Raw genomic sequence first — 20,074 nt, 5'->3', positions numbered from 1 at the left:
TGGGTTACTCACTGTCCAGATGCAATGGACTGATCACGCTGCCATCTTTCTCTGCCTGACCAAGCCTGGCATCGACGAAATAGACGCGCTCGTCTTCAAGCTTTCCTTTGTCCACAAGGTAATCCTTGATACTGCTGGCACGATTCTGCCCGAGCTCTCGCAACAGTACCTCGTTGCCGCTCCAGAACTGAATAATCTCCGCGCGCATCTTGTTGGAGCGCTCTTCCTTGCCCAGATCCGCCCATTGCGCTGGCGGCTGCTTCTTCAGACGGGCGCGGTAAATGCCTTCCAGCATCGGCGATTTTTCATTGTCTGGCACATTAACCATTGCGGCTCTGGCCGGAACCTTGTCGCCGCGGCGCTGCAGGATCTTGTAGTACGTGTACTGGTATTCGCGTTCAAGACGCTGCTGGGCGAGGAACGGGCCATCGCTGCTTGCTGCGCTGGTACCTTCAATCTCAAGACGCAGGGTAGGGCGCTCCTTGAGCGCTGCTGCTAGCTTATCCAGTGCTTTCTGGGTATCAGGGCTGAGGTCGGTGGCCCCTGGCGCGAACCTGATGCTGCTCAGGTCCTCCGAGCCTCCGCCACTGACCAACCCGCCAATGAAGTTGAACGGTGCTGCTGCCGCGCGTACCACCAGGTTACGCAGGGTCTGCCAGACAATCGGCATGACGCTGAACTGCGGGTTGTTCAAATCGCCTGATACCGGCAGCTCAATGGATATCCGTCCATTGACGTCTTTGAGCAGCGCAACGGCCAGACGCAGGGGAAGGTCCACGGCATCCGGGCTGTCAACCTTCTCGCCCAACTCCAATTGCTCGACCACCACCTTGTTTTCAGCCTTCAGCTGGCCTTTGGTGATCTTGTAATGCAGATCCAGATTGAGTCGGCCTTTGCGGATGCGATACCCGGCGAACTTGCCCGAGTAAGGTGTCAGTGTGGTCAGCTCCACGCGTTTGAAGCTGGTGGCGATGTCCAGCGCAGACATCGGGTCAAACGGGTTCAGGCTGCCTTTGATGGTGACTGGAGCATAACGGTCCACCTTGCCGTTGACGTTTACCGTCGCAGGGTTGGACTGGCGATTATCCAGCGTGCCGATGCGCCCATTGAGTTGCTGAACGGCGGTGGCGAAGTTCGGTGTCAGGCTGAAGTCAGCAAAGTTGGCCGAGCCGTCATTGATATTCACCTCTCCGATACGAATGCCCAGCGGTTTCTCCTTACGGGCTGAGGCGCTGGTTTTGGCGACTGGCTTTTTGTCTGCCGGTTGCGGGATCAGCAGGTCATCGATGTTGGTCGTCCGGTCGTTGTTGATCATGAAGCGAGCGTAAGGCTGCTCCAGATTGACCTTGGCAATGTTCAGACTGTCGCCGTGCTCGTATTTGAGGCCTTCCAGCGTGAGCTTTTGCCACTTGAGGAAGTCACGTTTTTTCTGTGTATCCAGCGTGTGCAACTGTTCGACTTGCGCCTTGCCATTGATGTTGAACGCCAGTGGCTCGGTGCTTTTAAGATTGACTGCCAGATCGCTACCCAGCATACCGCTGCGCAGTTCCAGCTGAATGAACGGGCTTATATAAGCCTGAGCAATACGTAGATCGATATCGTTAGCGGTGACCTGCAGCTTTGCGCTGACCGGGTTCAGATTAACGTCGCCCGCAGCGGTAAGCTTGCCCTGCTTGCCGACGCCGGTATCAAGCTTCAGGGTAAACGGTGATTTGTTCAGGCTGTCGAAGTTCTGCATGTCCAGATTCAGCGGACCCACGTCCAGAGCGACCGGCTCTTTCTGGCTACGGTCTGCAAGGTGAACCTGATAGTCACGCAGTTGCACGTCTTTGAGCAGTACTTGCCACGGCTTGGAAGGCGCAGCGGGTTTGGCAGTCGGTGGTTGAGCGTCGGCTGTAGCAGGTGCCGGTGCAGCCTTGTCGTCCACCGCAACTTTCTGTGCAGACGAGGCTGTTGATTTGGCAGCAGGTTTGGCTGGCTGGCTGGCGAACAGCTTTTGCCAATCCAGTTGACCATCAGCCTCCAGCGCTGCCCAGGTTTCCAGTCGGGTACTGCGGATCTTTCCGACAGTGACCAATTGTTTAGCCAGGTCGACGGAACTCTCGGTTACGTCAAGGCGCTGCAAGCGCGCCAGTGGGCGTCCATCCGGAGCATCAATGCTGAGCGGCGCAATGCTGAGCGCAGTATCAGTCAGCTTGAGTTCGGTTTCTTTCGAAAGATTGAGCGAATAGGCCGTGCTGAAATTGAGTATGCCGTCTTTCAATACCAGTGGCAGGGCGTCACGTACATAAGGCCACCAGAGCTTCATCTTGCTGTCAGTGACTTTCAAAGTGCCTTCGGAAGTAATTGGAATCAGGCTTATACGTCCGACCCAATCAATCTGGCCGCCATCCGGGCCTGCGGCGACCAGTGTCATATCCGCATTGTCTTCAGGCAATGTGCTGAGGTTTTTCAGCTCAAAATTCAGTTTGTCGTAAAGGAACTCAATCGGTTCGCTGGGGCGCATGTCTTGAAAACGCACGTAACCGTCGGCCAGTTTGATCTGGTCGATGCGCAGCGGGAAGGGCTTGCTGGCGGGTTCCTCGGCAGCAGCAGGGTCGCTCGGCGGCAGCTTGAATAGCTGAGTCAGGTTCAGCGCGCCGTTTTTATCGAATAACAGCTCTGTCTTGGGCTTGATCAACTCAATAGCCTGCAAGTGCAGGGCGCGGGTCCACAGGCTATCGATCTGCAGATCGGCGTAAAGCTTTTCAAAACCAACCTGTTCTTTGCCCGGTGCGCCGATATTCAGGCCCCACAGGGTCAGTTCCAGGCTGTAGGGGTTGAATTCAATGCGCTCCAGGCGTGCCGGAACGGTGGAATAGTTCTCCAGTTGCTGGTTGGCAATGCGCAAACCAACACCGGGCAAAATCAGAAAGCCCAGAATGCTATAGAGTCCGAAAACGACCAGAAGGGTACCAATCGCGCGTATCAATCCTTTGGACATGTGAGGCGTCGTCTCTCTTTATCGGACTTTATGGGAGCTCCTTGGAGTATGGCATGCCAATCTGGTTCCGAAGGCACCGCCTCTCCATGTTGTGGGATATTTCCCTAAACTCTGTACGGCAATCAGAGATGCAAGATCAGGGTCTTCAGCGGTGGCTGATTGTCCATTGAAGGGAAGTCTGCAGCGGGCGGCATGACCTGCCAATCGCGGACCGGGCGCCCGATCTTGGTTGCGCAGCGCAATACTTGCTCGCGCCAATCATCCATGCTGACTTTTGCCAGATTGTTGCAGCAGATCAATACGCCATTGTCGGCGGTGGTCAGCAGCGCAGGCTTGAGCAGGCTTTGATAATCGCGCAGCAAGTCCACTGTGCCGAAAGCGCTTTTCGCCCATGCAGGTGGGTCGAGCAGCACCAGATCGTACTGACGCTGTTCAAGCTTCACGTAATCCGGCAGTTTGTGACCGCGTCGCTGAGTGATGGGCAAGCCTGCCAATTGACGGATCGCCGGAAAGTAATCGGATTGAATGAACGACATGCCAGGCAGTTGCGGATTAAGTGCACCGTTTTCACGACCCACTGCCAGGTTGCCTTCGGCGAAATCCAGATTACACACCTCACTGGCACCGCCCGCCGCAGCGCTCAGGCCAACACCACAGGTGTAAGCGAACAGGTTGAGTACGCTTTTGCCTTTACTGTGCTGCTTGACCCAGCCCCGGGTGTTTCGCAGGTCGAGAAACAACAGCGGATCCTGCCCGGCATGCCGCCCGCGCACACGGTAATTGAGACCCCATTCGTGGCCAATCAGGTCTTCCAGTGCTGCGGGTTCGGCCTTGTAGACGGCATCTTCGCGATCAATCCGCGAGTTGCCTTGGGAGCGGTCGTTGTAAACCAGCAGTAAATCCAGGCCAAGCCGGGCGTTTACGGCGGCATGCAGCTCAAGCAAGGCATCGCGCTCCAGACGTGTATGGAAGCTTTGCACCAGCAGTTGCGGGCCGTAACGGTCGAGGGTCAGACCGCTCGCGCCTTCCTGGCTGCCGTGGAACAGCCGGTAACAGTCCGTACCTTGCTGATGCAGCTCAGCAAGCAGCGGTTGACGGTTATCGAGGGCGACGCTGAGCGCCTGAATCAAGGAAGACATGCAAAGCGCCTAGGCAGGATGTAGGCGCGGCAGTTTATCAGGTAAGGCCTGATTTCAGGTTGTGAATGCAATCCTTGTGGGAGCAGGGCTTGCCCGCGATGCATGTGTCGCAGTTCGCAGGCAGACCGAGTTTTCGTTTATCGTCCGAAATGCCGCCCAGACCAAGCTCTGCTCCCAAAATTCGTATTCCAGGTCAGAGGTTTTGATTACCGCGCCAACGCCAGCGACACGCCCTGACCACCGCCGATACACAGCGTCGCAAGGCCCAGGATGTAGGCGCGACAGTTTCAGGTAAGGCCTGATTTCAGGTTGTGAATGCAATCCTTGTGGGAGCAGGGCTTGCCCGCGATGCATGTGTCGCAGTTCGAAGGCAGGCCGGGTTTTCGTTTATCGTCGGAAATGCCGCCCAGACCAAGCTCTGCTCCAAAAATTCGTATTCCAGGTCAGAGGTTTTGATTACCGCGCCAAAGCCAGCGCCACGCCCTGACCACCGCCAATACACAGCGTCGCCAGACCTTTTTTGGCATCGCGCTTGATCATCTCGTGCAGCAGAGTAACCAGCACCCGGCAGCCTGATGCGCCAATCGGGTGGCCCAAAGCAATGGCTCCGCCGTTGACGTTGACCTTCGCCATGTCCCAACCCAGCTCTTTACCGACAGACAAGGCCTGCGCTGCGAAGGCTTCGTTGGCTTCGATCAGCTCCAGTTGCTCAATCGACCAACCTGCTTTATCCAGGCAGCGACGCGTCGCGCTGACCGGGCCGATGCCCATGATTGCAGGGTCAACACCGGCATTGGCATACCCGGCAATACGCGCCAGCACAGGCAAGCCCAACTCAGCCGCCTTGGACGCACTCATCAGAATGACCGCCGCTGCGCCATCGTTGAGCGAAGAGGCGTTACCGGCCGTTACCGAACCATCCTTCTTGAACGCCGGTTTGAGTTTGCCCAAGGTTTCAGCGGTGGTACCAGCACGCGGTTGCTCGTCTGTAGCGAAAGCTACAGGGTCGCCTTTGCGCTGCGGGATCAGAATCGGCGTGATCTCATCCACGAAGCGTCCGCTTTCAATCGCGGCAACGGCTTTCTGCTGGGAGGATGCAGCGAACGCATCCTGAGCTTCGCGGTTGATTTCGTACTTGTCAGCAAGATTTTCCGCCGTGATGCCCATGTGATAGTCGTTGAATGCATCCCACAAACCATCGCTGATCATGGTATCCACCAGCGTGCTGTGGCCCATGCGCAGACCGGTTCGTGCGCCCGGCATAACGTAGTTGGACAGGCTCATGTTTTCCTGGCCGCCTGCAATGATCACTTCGGCGTCGCCACAGCGAATGGCTTGAGTGGCCAGGTGCAGAGCCTTGAGGCCCGAGCCGCAGACTTTATTGAGGGTCATTGCCGGAACTGCAAACGGCAGGCCTGCCTTGATCGCTGCCTGACGCGCCGGGTTCTGACCGGCACCGGCCGTGAGCACCTGCCCCATGATGACTTCATCGACCTGCGCACCCTCAAGTCCGGTCTGCGCCAGGAGTTGGCGAATAACCGCTGCGCCCAGATCGACTGCGGAGACATTCGCCAGTGAACCCTGGAAACTTCCGACAGCGGTACGAGTGGCGGCAACGATAACGACGTCTTGCATGGCGCGGATCCTCATTCTTATTGGGTTTACGTCAGGCACAGAGCAGACGGCCTGATTCGTTTTGATCAGAAGACATGTTGGCACAGAAGGCGGGAGAGCTTCCAACCGAGAACTGGGCAGTCTTGGTTTTGGCGATCAGAGGCCCATCCGCCGCTGCGCCCGATGAATCGACCCGTTGCGAACAGCCCAGCGCAACACCGGCGCGCTGCGCTTTACGCTTGCGCGGATCATGCGGCGCTGGAGTGCGGTCTGCTGCACGTCCAACATCTCGCTTGCCCAGTCCGGTAGCAGGTCAATACCCGCCTGCATCATCAGTGCGCCCATGGGTTTGGCCAGCAGACTTGGTGCGGGTGCGTTGAGCAGGATGCGCAGCACTTCCCGGCTGCGCTCGTCGCACAGTAATTGAGGGCGTATCTGTTTCAGGTACTCGGCAACGGCCCGGGCAGAGCGGGGCACGTTCCGGGCGCCGAGACGCTCTGCGATCACGGCGGTTTCGTCGTAGTACTTATCCTGATCTGCCAATGAAAGTTCAGGATTCAGGTAGCGAAGGTGCGCCGCGAGGAAGTTGCTGACTTCGGCTACGTGCACCCATGTCAGCAAATCCGGGTCGCTTGCGGCATAAGGTCGGCCATCTGGCGCGGTGCCGGTGACTTGCAAATGGATGGTCCTGACTTTATCGATCAACCAGTTGGCGTCGTGGGTTGAGCCGAACGTCGTGCCCGAAATGAACTGCCCGGTGCGCCGCAGCCGGCCGAGCATGTCCTGACGAAAGTTGGAGTGATCCCACACGCCCGCCAGCGCCAGTGGGTGCAAGGCCTGCAGCATCAGAGCGCTGATGCCGCCAATCAACATGGAGGGAAAGTCCCCGTGTACTCGCCAGCAGACGGCGTCTGGCCCGAACAGACCCGGATCGCCCTTGGGATTTTCCAGATCGAGTTGGCCGAGAGACAAGCCCGTCAGGCTCATGACCTGGGTTTCGATACGACTGCGGATGAATTCCATGGGGTCTCGGCAAGTAAAAGCGTATTAACGCAGGACCGGCTTTAGCCGGGAGAGGGCCGGTAGAACTGCTGAATTCCTTCGATCTGGAATGGCGCCCTCCCGACTGAAGCCGGTCCTACGGATTGAGGCTATACACGACTTAGCGACCATGCCTCGCTTCTGTCACCGATTCAAGTTTTGTCGGCAATGCCGTAGATATCTGTTACCTGCGCTCACTAAATCCTTCAAATATAGGCCTGTTCCGACAGACTTCTCTCTTTCCTGTGAGTGAAGTTTCCTAGAAAATCCTGACCCCTTGCGTGGGTGAATTTTGCTCTCTAGGCTGCGCCGGTCACTGCTCATCAGTGATCGGGTTTAGCAGCCTGTTTCGCAATTTCTACGACGCGCTTTACCGCTTATGGCGGCTTTGCGTGGGGCACTTTCGAGTGCGCCGGTTTTGTAGGTTGCGCCGGTCTGCTAACCCGCGACAAAGCTGCCACCTCTTGTCTGTTTAGCAGCGAACATCCGGTGGCCCTAACGGGAGCAACCTGCATGAAAAAAGTAACACCGGATCCACCCAACATCTCTCTGGAAGAATCCCTGCTGCACGTCAGCGAACTCCTGCGTTGCGCTGCTGCCACGGCTTACGAGTCTGGTGACAGCCTCAATGGCCCGACACGTGACCTGGCATTTTCAGTGGTGCACTTGATTGGCATGGCCAGAACCGAACTGGATCGCTCGCTGGCGCGGGTGGAGGCGCACTGAGCCGGGCGCAGGAGTGCAATCCTCCGCTTTTGATTTCGTAGGACCGGCTTTAGCCGGGAGGGCGGTATTTCCGCCGAAAGAGATTCGGTGAATGCCCCGAAGTCCTCCCGGCTGAAGCCGGTCCTACGGGATGAAAGCAGAATCGTTAAGCCTTGCGTTTCGCCCTTGTTAATCTGCATTTACACCCTAAAACACAAAACCCGCCGTCTCTTGCGAGAACAGCGGGTTTAGGTGGCGCTTGAGATCGATCAGCCGCGGTGACGGCCGCGGAAGTAGTTGATCAGACCTTGAGTCGAAGCATCATCGGCTGGCGTTTCGGTGCCGCCGGTCAGGCGTTGGTAAACGGCTTTACCCATCTCCTTGCCCAGCTCCACGCCCCACTGGTCAAAGGCATTGATGCCCCAGACCACGCTTTGCACGAACACCTTGTGTTCATACATCGCCACCAGCGCACCCAGGCGACGAGGGCTGATGCGCTCGACCACCAAGGTGTTGCTCGGACGGTTACCCGGAATGACCTTGTGCGGTGCAAGCTTTTGCACGTCTTCTTCGCTCAGGCCTTTGTCGCGCAATTCGGTTTCGGCTTCGGCGCGGGTCTTGCCAATCATCAGGGCCTGGCTCTGGGACAGGCAGTTGGCGTACAGCCACTGATGGTGATCGGACACCGGGTTGAAGCTGACAATCGGTACGATGAAATCAGCCGGGATCAGTTGGGTGCCTTGATGCAGCAACTGGTGATAAGCGTGCTGACCATTGCAGCCTACGCCGCCCCAGATTACCGGGCCAGTGTCGGTCAGCGCAGGCGTGCCGTCCTGACGAACGCTTTTGCCGTTGGACTCCATGTCCAACTGTTGCAAGTGCTTGGTGATGTTACGCAGGTAGTGATCGTACGGCAGGATCGCGTGGCTCTGCGCACCCCAGAAATTACCGTACCAGACGCCCAGCAAGCCCAGCAGCACCGGCATGTTCTGTTCGAACGGTGCGGTCAGGAAGTGCTGATCCATGGAATACGCGCCGGACAACAGCTCCTTGAAGTTGGACATGCCGATGGCCAGCGCAATAGGCAGACCAATGGCCGACCACAGCGAGTAACGACCGCCGACCCAGTCCCACATCGGGAAGATGTTCTCTTCGCGGATGCCAAACGCCACGGCTGCAGCGTTGTTGCTGGAAACAGCGATGAAGTGGCGATACAGCTCGGCCTCGGAACCGCCTTGTGCCAGATACCAGGCACGCGCCGCGGTGGCGTTCTTGAGCGTTTCCAGGGTAGTGAAGGTCTTCGACGAAACGATGAACAGCGTCGTTTCAGCTCGAAGCTTCATGGTCAGTTCATGGAATTCACTGCCGTCGATGTTCGCCAGATAATGACAGCGCACGCCTTTCTGCGCGTAGGAAAGCAGCGCTTCAGACACCAGCTCAGGGCCGAGGAACGAGCCACCGATGCCGATGTTCACCACGTCGGTGATCGGCTTTTCGCTGTAACCGCGCCACAGGCCATCGTGAATGCGGCCGACCAGATCGGTCATCTGGTTCAGCACTTTGTGCACATCCGGCATCACGTTGACGCCATTGACGTTCAGCTTGTCGCCCACCGGGCGGCGCAGCGCGGTGTGCAGCGCCGGGCGACCTTCGGAAGAGTTGACCAGTTCGCCGTCATATTGCGCCTTGATGGCGTCTTTGAGGCCTACTTCGTTGGCCAGCTTGACCAGCAAGTCACGTGTTTCGGCGTTGATCAGGTTCTTCGAGTAATCGAGAAACAGTCCGCAGCTGCTGAGGGTGAATTGGTCGAAACGCTGCGGATCAGCATTGAAGGCTTCGCGCATGCTGAAATCCTGCATGGCTTGGCGGTGTTGGTTGAGCGCTTGCCATGCAGGCAGAGCGGTCACGTCAGAAGGGGTGCGGTAGTACGCCATCGCTGCGGGTTTCCTTGTACTTGGAACTGGCTAAACACTGAAAGCGAAGATAAGCAGACTTTTTAATCGTGACACCAAGACTAAACATTATGTGGGGCTGTGTCTGCGCCTGAACTGCTCGGTGCCCGGTACTATTTCACATGTTGCTGTCTGTTGGATGAACAGACGCGATGAAACCGTTACGAATAGGGCATTGCGGGTGGGGCTAAGTTCATTGCCTGATTGCAGGCACCACAATTGTAGGCGCTGCCGAAGGCTGCGATTGCATTCAACCTGACACACCGCCATCGCAGCCTTCGGCAGCTCCTACAAGAGAGCCTCCAAATTGATGGTTTAATGCTGCTCGCGATTCAAATGCAGGTTGTCGATCAAACGGGTCTTGCCCAGAAAAGCCGCTGCCAGAATAACCAGATCGTCGTCCTGAGCCGTTGCAGGGCGCAGGCTGGTGGCTTCGCGGATTTCCAGATAGTCCGGGCGCAACCCTGCTGCTTCGAGCTGGCGCTTACCGGCGTCCAGCAAAGTGACGAAGTTTTTGTCGCCACTATCAACGGCTGCACCGATCTGCTGGATGACCTTGTACAGCACAGGCGCGATCGCGCGTTGTTCTTCATTCAAATAACCGTTACGCGAGGACAGCGCCAGGCCGTCGTCGGCGCGCACGGTTGGCTCGCCAATGATCTGGATCGGCATGTTCAGGTCGCGAACCAGCGCACGAATGACCGCCAGTTGCTGAAAGTCTTTTTCGCCGAACACGGCCAGATCAGGCTGGACCATGTTGAACAGCTTACTCACAACCGTCGACACGCCATCGAAATGGCCGGGACGACTGGCGCCGCACAGGCCTTCAGAGATAACCGGCACGCTGACCACGGTCTGATCCGTCATGCCATGGGGATACATCTCTTCGACGTTGGGCGTAAACAGCAAATGACAGCCAGCCTCAAGCAGCCTTTCCTGATCGGCAGCCAGGGTGCGAGGGTAGGTCGCCAGGTCTTCGTTGGGGCCGAACTGCATCGGGTTGACGAAAATAGTCGCTACCACGAAGTCCGCGCGCTGCGCTGCTTTGGTGACCAGGGCCGCATGGCCGCTGTGCAGGTTGCCCATGGTCGGCACCAGGCCGATCCGCTTGCCTTCACTGCGGGCGCGAGCGATGGCAGCGCGTAATTCGCGTACGGTTTTTACTGTGTTCATGCCGAGAATCCGTGTTCAGTGCCGGGGAAGCTGACGTCTTTGACGGCGCTGACATAAGCGCGCAAGGCCGCCTGAATGTCTGGCTGGCCGACCATGAAGTTCTTCACGAATTTGGGCACGCGTCCGGTAATGGAAAGGCCAAGCATGTCGTGCATGACAAGCACCTGGCCGTCAGTGGCACTGCCCGCACCAATGCCGATGACCGGGATTTTCACGGCATGGCTGATTTCCTGAGCCAGTTCGCTCGGCACGCATTCCAGCAAGAGCATTGCCGCACCGGACTGTTCCAGAGTGATGGCGTCTGCACGCATTTGCCGTGCCTGGGATTCCAGGCGACCCTGAACCTTGTAACCGCCCAGCACATTGACCGATTGTGGAGTCAGGCCCATGTGCGCGCAGACCGGGATACCACGATCTGCCAACAGTCGAATCGACTCGGCCAGCCAGGCCGCGCCTTCAATCTTGACCATGTGCGCACCCGCCTGCATCAGCGCAGCGCTGTTGGCGTAGGTTTGCTCAAGGGTGGCGTAGGACATGAAGGGCAGATCGGCCATGATCAGCGCGCCCTGATTACCGCGTTTCACGCTGGCGACGTGATAGGCCATGTCGGCGGTGGTCACGGGCAGTGTGCTGTCATGCCCTTGCAGGACCATGCCCAATGAGTCGCCGACCAGCAGCACTTCGACGCCTGCTTCGCTGGCGGCATGGGCAAAGGTCGCGTCATAGCACGTCAGCATGGTGATCTTTTCACCTTTCTGCTTGAGAGCCTGCAACGACGTTACGGTGATATCTGGCATGGAAAAGTCCTCTGTCAGGCGCGGTGAACACTACGGCGAGCAGCTCGTGAATTCATCCGTTTCAGGCAGGCACACCGTCGTGTGCGGTGTTTAAAAGCAGCCGGCTTGCGCCCATAAGCCAGCGTACAGGCTGGCGGGACGCCTATCTTCGTGATGAGGGGGGATTAAGTCAATTGCCTGTGTTACCGGTGAGTTACCGGTTGAGCACTGTGTTACCGGGCACTGGGCTATTACGCCTGTGGCACTAAACGCTCGATGCCTTCAAACGGACAGCGGGTCAGCAATTTGCTCAGGGAGCGACCGTCGGCCAGTTGCAGATCCGGCGCAAGTTCGGCCAATGGGTAGAGCACGAAAGCCCGGGCCTGCATGTGGTAATGCGGCACTTTGAGACGGGGTTCGTCGATCAATCGCTCACCGAATACCAGAATGTCCAGGTCCAGTGTGCGTGGGCCCCAACGCTCGGTGCGTTCACGGCCTTGATCCAGCTCGATAGCCTGTAGCGCGTCGAGCAGGGCAAGCGGTTCGAGGGTGGTGTCCAGCGCTGCAACGGCGTTGGTGTAACGCGGCTGATTGGGCAGCAGCGAGTCACTTACATAGAAGGAAGAGACACCGACCCACTGGCTCTGCGGCAACCTGGCCAATGCCCTGATGGCATGACGCAGTTGCTCGGCGGGGGCAGCCAGATTACTGCCCATGCCTATATAGACGCGTTCCACGTGTTACTCGCCCGATGCGGCCGGTTCGCCACCGGCACGTTTGCGTTTGGCGCCACTGCTGCGGCGACGTTTGCGCGGGGCACCCGCTTCGGGCTTGCTGCCGAGCTCGCTGATCATCGTGCGACGTTCGCTGTCGTTGGCGTCCTGGTAATCAGTCCACCATTCGCCCAGGCCATCGGTTTCTTCGCCTGCGCTTTCACGCAGGAGCAGGAAGTCGTAACCGGCCCGGAAGCGTGGATTGTCGAGCAACAGGTCGGCGCGCTTGCCGGAGCGGCGCGGCAGACGTTCCTGCATGTCCCAGATTTCCCGAATCGGCATGGTGAAGCGCTTCGGAATCGCAATACGCTGGCACTGCTCGATGATCAGCTCGTTGGCCGCTTCCTGCATGGCAGGGATCGGCGGCATGCCGCGTTCCTGCAGGCGCAGCACTTTGGCTGGCAGCGCAGGCCACAGCAAGGCTGCGAACAAGAATGCCGGCGTTACCGGCTTGTTCTGCTTGATACGCAGGTCAGTGTTGCGCAACGCCTGGCTGATCAGCGTGTGGGTATAAGTCGGACGGTATTCCAGAGACTGGGCGCTGGCCGGGAACAATGGGTCGAACAGTTCCAGGTCCACCAGCATTTCGAAGGTGGGTTCGGCGTAGCCGGACAGGAACAGTTTGAGCACTTCTTCGAACAGACGTGCCGACGGAATATCACGCAGCATCGGTGCCAGCGGACGAATCGGCGTGGCGCTGTGCTTCTCGATGCCGAAGTCCAGCTTGGCGGCGAAACGCACGGCGCGCAGCATGCGGACCGGGTCTTCCTTGTAACGCTGCTCCGGATCGCCAATCAGGCGGATCAGGCGATTGCGAATGTCGTGCACGCCGTTGGCGTAATCGAGGATGCGCTCGCTGACCGGGTCGTAATACAGGGCGTTGATCGTGAAATCGCGGCGCTGGGCATCGTCTTCAAGGGTGCCGTAAACGTTGTCACGCAGAATCCGGCCGCTTTCGTTACGCGAAGACTGGTTGCTGTCCTCTTCTTCATCATCTTGAGGATGATTGGCGCGGAACGTCGCCACCTCGATGATTTCACGACCGAAGTGGATGTGAACCAGCTTGAAACGACGGCCGATGATACGGGCGTTACGGAACTCAGCACGGACCTGCTCCGGCGTGGCGCTGGTGGCGACGTCGAAATCCTTTGGCGTGATGTTCAGCATCAGGTCGCGAACGCAGCCGCCGACGAGATAAGCCTGATAGCCCGCATTTTGCAGACGCTCAACGATATTCACCGCATAACGGCTGAATTGGCCGCGTTGCAGCGAGTGTTGGCTGCTGTTGAGCACTTCAGGCGTGCTGCGGATATGTTGCTGCGGTTTACGCAGTGGAGTACGAAATGACTGGAACAGCTTCTTCAGCATGGGATGCACTGTTTGAAGGAATATTCGGCCATAAATGAGGAATGACCGCATGATGGGCGGGGATTCTAGCATTTAGTCAGGGGATGGTGTAGGAAGCTGCGCGATCAGCAAACAGAACCCGTAGGACCGGCTTTAGCCGGGAGAGGGCCCAGTCGCCACAAATTCGTCGTCTGAAATAACGCTCTCCCGGCTAAAGCCGGTCCTACGGGAGATACATTGATTTCAGAGGGGGGGGCGAGCAGGGATAAATCGCAGAAGCTACTGGGGGAGCCGAAGCTCCCCCAAAGTGTGTGCTCTTATTTTTATTTTGTCTGTGGGCTTCTTGTTTTTGTTGAGTGCCCATTCACGAGACTTTCGTCTGTGAAACCTCCCAATCGGGAGTCAAGAGCAAACGGATTGCTTTGGTCGCTGTGTTGCAATGATCATTCGATCCAACCAGTTCAGGCGCTACCTAAGGGTAGTTTTTGTTGTTCTCAGCCTGGTTGCGGGGCAAGCCCCAAATACAACGCCTCTCCAAAAGAATCAGTTAGCTGCGCCTCCGCCGTGTTGTTCTTGTTATGCGTGAGTCGATTCGTATTGTTTTTATTATGGTGTTTAGCACTGCGTGTTTTTGTTGTTCTTGTACTGGATATATATAGCAGGAGCTGTGCCAACTTTTGAAAACCCTTTAAAACCGGGGGCTGTAGCGGTTTGGCTGTTTTGCCGACACAAAAAAGCCGGGGTTTTCGTTACCGTAAACCCCGGCTTTTGTTACGTGCATCGTGTGAAGGTAACAGTTTCTGGCCTGACCGGAAGGCGCAGGCCAGAGCCTTGTGGTCAGGTTTCGCTGGCAACGCCCTTGCGGCGAGGAATGCCCAAGCGCTGACGGCGTTCCCACAGGCATTTACGACTCACGCCCAGTTTGCGCGCCAGCTCGGTCTCGGTCATGTGGTCCTGATGCTCAAGAACGAAGTGCTGGAAGTAATCTTCCAGAGACAGGTCTTCTGTGGGCTCATGGCTGGTGGAGCTGGACGAGCCTTGCTGCGGGGCGAGGCCGATGAAGTCGTCGTCCAGATCGCTCAACTCGATGTCGATGCCCAGCAATTCGGCAGAGATTTCCGGGCTTTCACACAGAATGACCGCTCGCTCCACGGCGTTTTCAAGCTCACGCACGTTACCGGGCCAGGTGTACTGGCGAATGGCGAGCTCTGCGTCGGGGGCGAATCGCAGGTCGTTACGACCGGCTTTCAGGCTTTGACGGGTCAGGAAGGCGCGGGCGATATCCAGTACGTCGTTACCGCGCTCGCGCAATGCCGGGAGCTTCAAGGCAATGACATGCAGGCGGTAATAAAGGTCTTCGCGGAACTGGCCGACTTTGGCCAGGCTTTTCAGGTCCCGGTGGGTTGCCGCGATCAGGCGGACATCCACTTTCTGTGATTGCACGGAGCCCACGCGGCGAATTTCGCCTTCCTGCAGCACGCGCAACAGACGCGCTTGGGCTTCCAGCGGCAGTTCGCCGATTTCGTCGAGGAACAGTGTGCCGCCATCTGCCGCTTCCACAAGTCCGGCACGACCGGCGCTTGCGCCAGTGAACGCGCCTTTTTCGTGGCCGAACAGTTCCGACTCGATCAGGGTTTCCGGAATCGCCGCGCAGTTGACCGAAATCATCGGCGCCTTGGCGCGGCGCGACAGGTTGTGAAGGGCGCGCGCCACCAACTCTTTACCCGTTCCTGATTCACCCTGAATCAGCACGTTCGAATCGGTAGGGGCGACCTTACGAATTTTGCTGTAGAGATCCTGCATCGGGCCGCAAGAGCCGATTATGCCAATTTCGCCGTTGCTGTTATCCGTGCCCGCTTTATCCGGGCTTGCTGCTTTGGCCGCGCTGCGATCAGCCTGAATGCTTTGCACGGTCTGGCGATCACGCAGGATGCGCGCAACCGCTTGGAGCATTTCGTCGTGATCGAACGGCTTGGCGATGTAATCGACAGCGCCCATTTTCATGGAGTCGACAGCCGAGCGCAGGCTCGCATAGCTGGTCATGATCAGCACCGGTTTGCCCTCGCCAAGCTTTATCAGCTCAGTACCGGGAGCCCCGGGCAAGCGCAAATCGCTGACGATCAGATCGAACGAGGGAATGCTGAAACGTTCCTGGGCTTCCTGCACCGAACCTGCTTCGCTGACCTGATACTGGTTACGTTCCAGCAGGCGACGCAGGGCGGAGCGGATGATGGTTTCGTCTTCGACGATCAGAATATGGGGCATTTATTCAATTCTCTCGACGGGCTCAGTTCACGGCGGACGTCGCTTCGACATGGCGCGGAAGTGTTACCCGAATACGGGTACCGCGCTCGTGCTCGGTATCAACCGGGCTGTCGATGGTGATCTGTCCATAATGCTCTTCAACGATGGAATAGACCAGCGCGAGGCCCAGTCCGGTCCCTTCACCCGGGTCCTTGGTAGTGAAGAACGGTTCAAACAATCGATCCATGATTGCCTTGGGAATTCCACTGCCTTCGTCTTCTACGATCAGATCGACAGTGTGTTCGGATGCTTCGCTCCTGACCCTGACTGCGCTGCCTGCCGGCGAGGCGTCACGGGCGTTGGAGAGCAGGTTGATCAGTACCTGAGCAAGCCGTTGCGGATCGCCATCGACCCAGTGCTCGGGGTTGCACAGATTATAGAACTGGACTTCGAAATTACGTCGGTTCAGGGCAAGCAAACCAATAGCGTCCTGCGCCACTTCAGCCAGACAGACAGCTTCGTCCGAGTGCTGATGGCTGCCTGCGTGGGCGAAACTCATCAGCGATTGCACGATGCGTGAAACGCGTTTGGTCTGTTCGAGAATCTGGCTGCTGATTTCCTTCAACTCGCCATCTTCTTCGCGCTCTTCGCGCAGGTTCTGCGCCAGGCAGGCAATGCCGGTGATCGGGTTGCCTATTTCGTGAGCCACACCGGCGGCCAGGCGACCGATGCTCGCAAGGCGTTCGGAATGCACCAGCTTGTCTTCGAGCATCTGCGTTTCAGTCAGGTCCTCAACCAGCAACACCAGCCCGCTGTTACCCGGTGCCAATGGTTCGTCGATCGCAGCTTTGTGCAGGTTCAGCCAGCGGATCTGGCCATCCAGTGGCAGGCGTTGTTTGTGCAAGTGTTCGTCGGGCAAATTAATGAAGCCGCTCAATAATTCTTTCCAGGGTTCACCGATGGTCTCGAGCCGTGAGCCAACGACGCGCTTGGCAGCAATCCCGGTGAGCTCTTCCATGGCCTTGTTCCACATCAGGATCTCCTGATCCTTGGCCAGCGAGCACACACCCATCGGCAATTCCTGAAGCGTTTGCCGGTGATAGCGGCGCAGGGCATCAAGTTCGGCTGCCAGACCGGTGAGGCGCGAGTGGTAATCCTCAAGCCGGCTTTCAATAAAGTGAATGTCTTCGGTGACATAGTTTTCGCCGCTGGACTTATAGGGCAGGAATGTTTCAACCATGTCCTGCGCCACGCTGGGGCCCATCAAGCCGGAAAGATTGGCCTCGATTCTGTCCCTTAAACGCCGCAAGGCGTAAGGCCGACGTTCGTCGAATGGCAGGTAGAGATCGCGCAGGGCCTGCTCGACTTCCTTCTGGGCGGCTTTCGCGCCCAAGGGTTTGGCCAGTTGCGTGGCGAATTCCTGAGGGGATACGGCGTGCAGCTCGCGGCGCTGCGGGCGACGAACGTTGTCCACCGCACAGGCCTCGGCAGCACTGGCTTCTTCGGGGCTCGGGTTGCTGAACAGTGAGATCAGAGTGAACACCAGGACGTTGGCGGCCAGCGAAGCAATGGCCGCCATGTGCCAGCTGGTGTCGTCCAGTACGTAAATCATGTTCAGCAGCGGAATGTAGAAGCCCCGGAAGTCACCAATCAGTGGCAACAACATGCTGACGATCCAGACGCTGATACCCGCCAGCAATCCGGCAATGAACCCTCTGCGATTGGCGGCGGGCCAATACAGCACGGACAGCACGCCCGGCAGGAATTGCAGAGTCGCGACGAAAGCAACGATGCCCAGATTGGCCAGATCCTGTTGCGCGCCCAGCAGCAGATAGAAGCCGTAACCGGCCATTATGATCGCCACAATCAGCGCGCGGCGGGTCCACTTCAGCCAGCGATAGATATTGCCTTCGGCTGGCGGTTGATAAAGCGGCAGCACCAGGTGGTTCAGCGCCATGCCGGACAGCGCCAGTGTCGTCACGATGATCAAACCGCTGGCGGCAGACAAACCACCGACATAGGCCAGCAACGCCAGTGACTTGCTGTTGACCGCGATGCCAATGCCCAGGGTGAAGAACTCGGGGCTGGTGGTAGCGCCCAGTTTGAGCCCCGCCCACAGAATCAGCGGCACCGCCAGGCTCATCAACAATAGAAACAGCGGCAGGCCCCAGCTGGCGCTGACCAGTGCGCGCGGGTTGAGGTTCTCGGTAAAGGTCATGTGGTACATGTGCGGCATGACGATGGCCGAGGCGAAGAACACCAGCAACAACGTGCGCCACGGGCCTTCCTGCAAAGGCGTGTGCAAGGCGGCGAGGGCGGTCTGGTTTTGCAGCAGCCACAGCTCAAGTTGCTGCGGGCCATCGAACACGCCATACAAGGCATAAAGTCCGATACCGCCAATGGCCACGAGTTTGATCACCGACTCGAAGGCAATCGCGAATACCAGACCTTCATGTTTTTCGCGGGTGGCGATATGACGTGAGCCAAAGAAAATCGTGAACAGGGTAATCAGTGCGCAGAACGCGATGGCAACGCGATCCTGCACCGGCTCGCGGGTCAGGATGCCAATCGAGTCGGCCACCGCCTGGATTTGCAGCGCCAGGAGCGGTAGCACCCCAATCAACATGAAGATCGTGGTCAGCGCGCCTGCCCAGGTGCTGCGAAAGCGGAACGCGAACAGGTCCGCCAGAGACGACAGTTGATAGGTGCGGGTGATGCGCAGGATCGGATAGAGCAGAACGGGCGCCAGCAGAAAGGCGCCGGATACGCCGAGATAACTGGAAAGGAAGCCGTAACCGTACTGGTACGCCAGGCCGACCGTGCCGTAGAAGGCCCAAGCGCTGGCGTAAACACCCAGAGACAAGGTGTATGTCAGCGGGTGACGGATGATCCAGCGCGGGATGACGCCGCGTTCGCTGATCCACGCGACGCCAAACAGCACGAGCAGATAAGCGGCGCTGACCAGAATCATCTGGGTCAGGCTAAAGCTCATCGGCATCTTTTTGACTCTGCAGAATGAAGGTCACCACGATCAGGATCAGCCATAGCAGGTAAGGCCGATACCACGCGCCGGTGGCGTCGATCCACCAATCCATGATGGCCGGCGAAAACAGATAAATGCCGACTACCAGCAACAGGACCAAGCGGTAAATATACATTTGGCCTCCTTCACGATTCATTCGCGTTGCGGCAGTTGAGGAGCGGCATGGTAACGGATGGCGGGCAACCTGCAAGTGTCGCGTAAGCTGCCATCCATGCCAGTTTGCGGCGAGCGCTCTATCTCAGTCTATCCGGGCTTCTTCAAGGTTCCGTACGCGTGGAATGGCGGAAACGTTCCAGCGCTCGATTGCCCATTTCAGAACTTCCTGGGGCGAGCCGTAAGCGAGCGCCGATTCTGGTTCCTGGCCGAGTGCGCGCAAGGCCCGCAACAACAGTGGAATTGCCTGATCGGCCTCCAGTGGCGGCGAGCGGTAGCTTTTCCCCAGCTTGTTGCCGTCGGGCTGAGTGATGAGCGGCACATGCAGATAACGTGGCTGTGGTGCGCCGAGCAATTCCTGGAGGTACAACTGGCGCGGCGTGGAGTCGAGCAGGTCGGCACCGCGGACAATATCGGTCACACCCTGCAGGGCGTCGTCGATGACAACCGCCAGTTGATATGCGTAAAACCCGTCGCGACGACGGATCACAAAGTCACCCACCTCACGGCCAAGGTGTTGCTGAAACGGGCCTTGCACACGATCCTCAAACCGGTACAGCAGTTCGGGTACACGAATGCGGATGGCTGCGTTATCGGGCGAGTGTCCGGCATTTCTGCAGGTGCCCGGGTAAACACCCTGAAAGGGTTCGAGCTGTTTGCGCGAGCAGGTGCACGCATAAGCAAGACCGTGGCTGAACCAGCGGTTGATGATTTCCTGATAGGCATCGTGGCGATGACTTTGGGTGACCAGTTGTCCATCCCATTCAAAGCCATAGCGTTCGAGCGTTTCAAGAATTGCCCGTTGAGCGCCCGCTACTTCTCGCGGCGGATCGAGGTCTTCCATGCGCATCAACCACTGCCCACCCACTGCGCGCGCGTCGAGATAAGACGCCAGCGCCGCGACCAGTGAGCCGAAGTGCAGATAACCGCTGGGCGTTGGCGCAAAGCGCCCGATGTAGGAGGGGGATTTCATGGGGCGGATGTTACTGGAGATTGGGGTTTGCTTCGAGACTGAAAAGACGCCAAACCTTCAGGAGACTTTATATATGCCTGCGTCCGTTCACCTGTTGGAGCGAGGCTTGCCCGCGAAGAACGATTACTCGGTAAAGCTGATACACCGCAGCGCCTGAT

At 58.0% G+C, this 20,074-nt stretch carries 14 protein-coding genes; 1 reads left to right on the top strand and 13 read right to left on the bottom strand.

The features are described from left to right. Positions 1-4 precede the first annotated feature (4 nt). The 4 genes from K3169_RS25365 to K3169_RS25350 form a co-directional block, all read right to left on the bottom strand. Positions 5-2,983, bottom strand: coding sequence for a DUF748 domain-containing protein (locus K3169_RS25365; protein ID WP_263268586.1), 2,979 nt, complete (start codon positions 2,981-2,983; stop codon positions 5-7). Between the two features lie 122 nt (positions 2,984-3,105). After that, positions 3,106-4,122, bottom strand: a complete 1,017-nt coding sequence (locus K3169_RS25360; RefSeq protein ID WP_099268109.1) for a class I SAM-dependent rRNA methyltransferase — start codon at positions 4,120-4,122, stop codon at positions 3,106-3,108. 456 nt (positions 4,123-4,578) lie between these two features. Continuing rightward, positions 4,579-5,757 (bottom strand): acetyl-CoA C-acetyltransferase, encoded by a 1,179-nt coding sequence (locus tag K3169_RS25355; protein ID WP_231675977.1) that lies wholly within the window; start codon positions 5,755-5,757, stop codon positions 4,579-4,581. A gap of 135 nt (positions 5,758-5,892) precedes the next feature. Then, positions 5,893-6,759, bottom strand: coding sequence for an oxygenase MpaB family protein (locus K3169_RS25350; protein WP_122705467.1), 867 nt, complete (start codon positions 6,757-6,759; stop codon positions 5,893-5,895). A gap of 531 nt (positions 6,760-7,290) precedes the next feature. Between K3169_RS25350 and K3169_RS25345 the strand changes: the two genes are divergently transcribed. Continuing rightward, on the top strand, positions 7,291-7,503 hold the full coding sequence (locus K3169_RS25345; RefSeq protein WP_099268106.1) for a DUF6124 family protein: 213 nt from the start codon (positions 7,291-7,293) through the stop codon (positions 7,501-7,503). 248 nt (positions 7,504-7,751) lie between these two features. Here K3169_RS25345 and pgi read toward each other — a convergent pair whose 3' ends face one another. The 9 genes from pgi to gluQRS form a co-directional block, all read right to left on the bottom strand. After that, complete coding sequence (gene pgi, locus K3169_RS25340; RefSeq protein WP_027900338.1) at positions 7,752-9,416, bottom strand: glucose-6-phosphate isomerase; 1,665 nt, start codon at positions 9,414-9,416, stop codon at positions 7,752-7,754. A 333-nt stretch (positions 9,417-9,749) separates the two neighbouring features. Beyond that, complete coding sequence (gene panC, locus K3169_RS25335; protein ID WP_027900339.1) at positions 9,750-10,607, bottom strand: pantoate--beta-alanine ligase; 858 nt, start codon at positions 10,605-10,607, stop codon at positions 9,750-9,752. After that, on the bottom strand, positions 10,604-11,404 hold the full coding sequence (panB, locus tag K3169_RS25330; RefSeq protein WP_263268580.1) for a 3-methyl-2-oxobutanoate hydroxymethyltransferase: 801 nt from the start codon (positions 11,402-11,404) through the stop codon (positions 10,604-10,606). Before panB ends, panC begins: the two co-directional genes overlap by 4 nt. Positions 11,405-11,634: 230 nt before the next feature. Next, positions 11,635-12,099 carry a 2-amino-4-hydroxy-6-hydroxymethyldihydropteridine diphosphokinase gene (folK, locus tag K3169_RS25325; protein WP_080238132.1) on the bottom strand — a complete coding sequence of 155 codons (465 nt, stop codon included), beginning with the start codon at positions 12,097-12,099 and terminating at the stop codon, positions 11,635-11,637. A 24-nt stretch (positions 12,100-12,123) separates the two neighbouring features. Then, positions 12,124-13,524, bottom strand: coding sequence for a polynucleotide adenylyltransferase PcnB (locus K3169_RS25320; protein ID WP_027900342.1), 1,401 nt, complete (start codon positions 13,522-13,524; stop codon positions 12,124-12,126). Positions 13,525-14,340: 816 nt separating this feature from the next. After that, complete coding sequence (locus K3169_RS25315) at positions 14,341-15,768, bottom strand: sigma-54-dependent transcriptional regulator (protein ID WP_263268578.1); 1,428 nt, start codon at positions 15,766-15,768, stop codon at positions 14,341-14,343. 22 nt (positions 15,769-15,790) lie between these two features. Next, positions 15,791-18,745, bottom strand: a complete 2,955-nt coding sequence (locus K3169_RS25310) for a sensor histidine kinase (RefSeq protein WP_263268576.1) — start codon at positions 18,743-18,745, stop codon at positions 15,791-15,793. Then, positions 18,729-18,905, bottom strand: coding sequence for a hypothetical protein (locus K3169_RS25305; RefSeq protein ID WP_003176118.1), 177 nt, complete (start codon positions 18,903-18,905; stop codon positions 18,729-18,731). The genes K3169_RS25310 and K3169_RS25305 overlap by 17 nt, the downstream gene beginning before the upstream one ends. A gap of 123 nt (positions 18,906-19,028) precedes the next feature. Beyond that, positions 19,029-19,916, bottom strand: a complete 888-nt coding sequence (gene gluQRS, locus K3169_RS25300; RefSeq protein WP_263268574.1) for a tRNA glutamyl-Q(34) synthetase GluQRS — start codon at positions 19,914-19,916, stop codon at positions 19,029-19,031. Positions 19,917-20,074 lie beyond the last annotated feature (158 nt).

This window comes from Pseudomonas phytophila (genome assembly GCF_025643095.1).
In the GTDB taxonomy this organism is placed as follows: Bacteria; Pseudomonadota; Gammaproteobacteria; order Pseudomonadales; family Pseudomonadaceae; genus Aquipseudomonas; species Aquipseudomonas quasicaspiana.
Note: the sequence above shows the minus strand (reverse complement) of the source record. Positions and strands in the feature narration are given on the sequence as shown.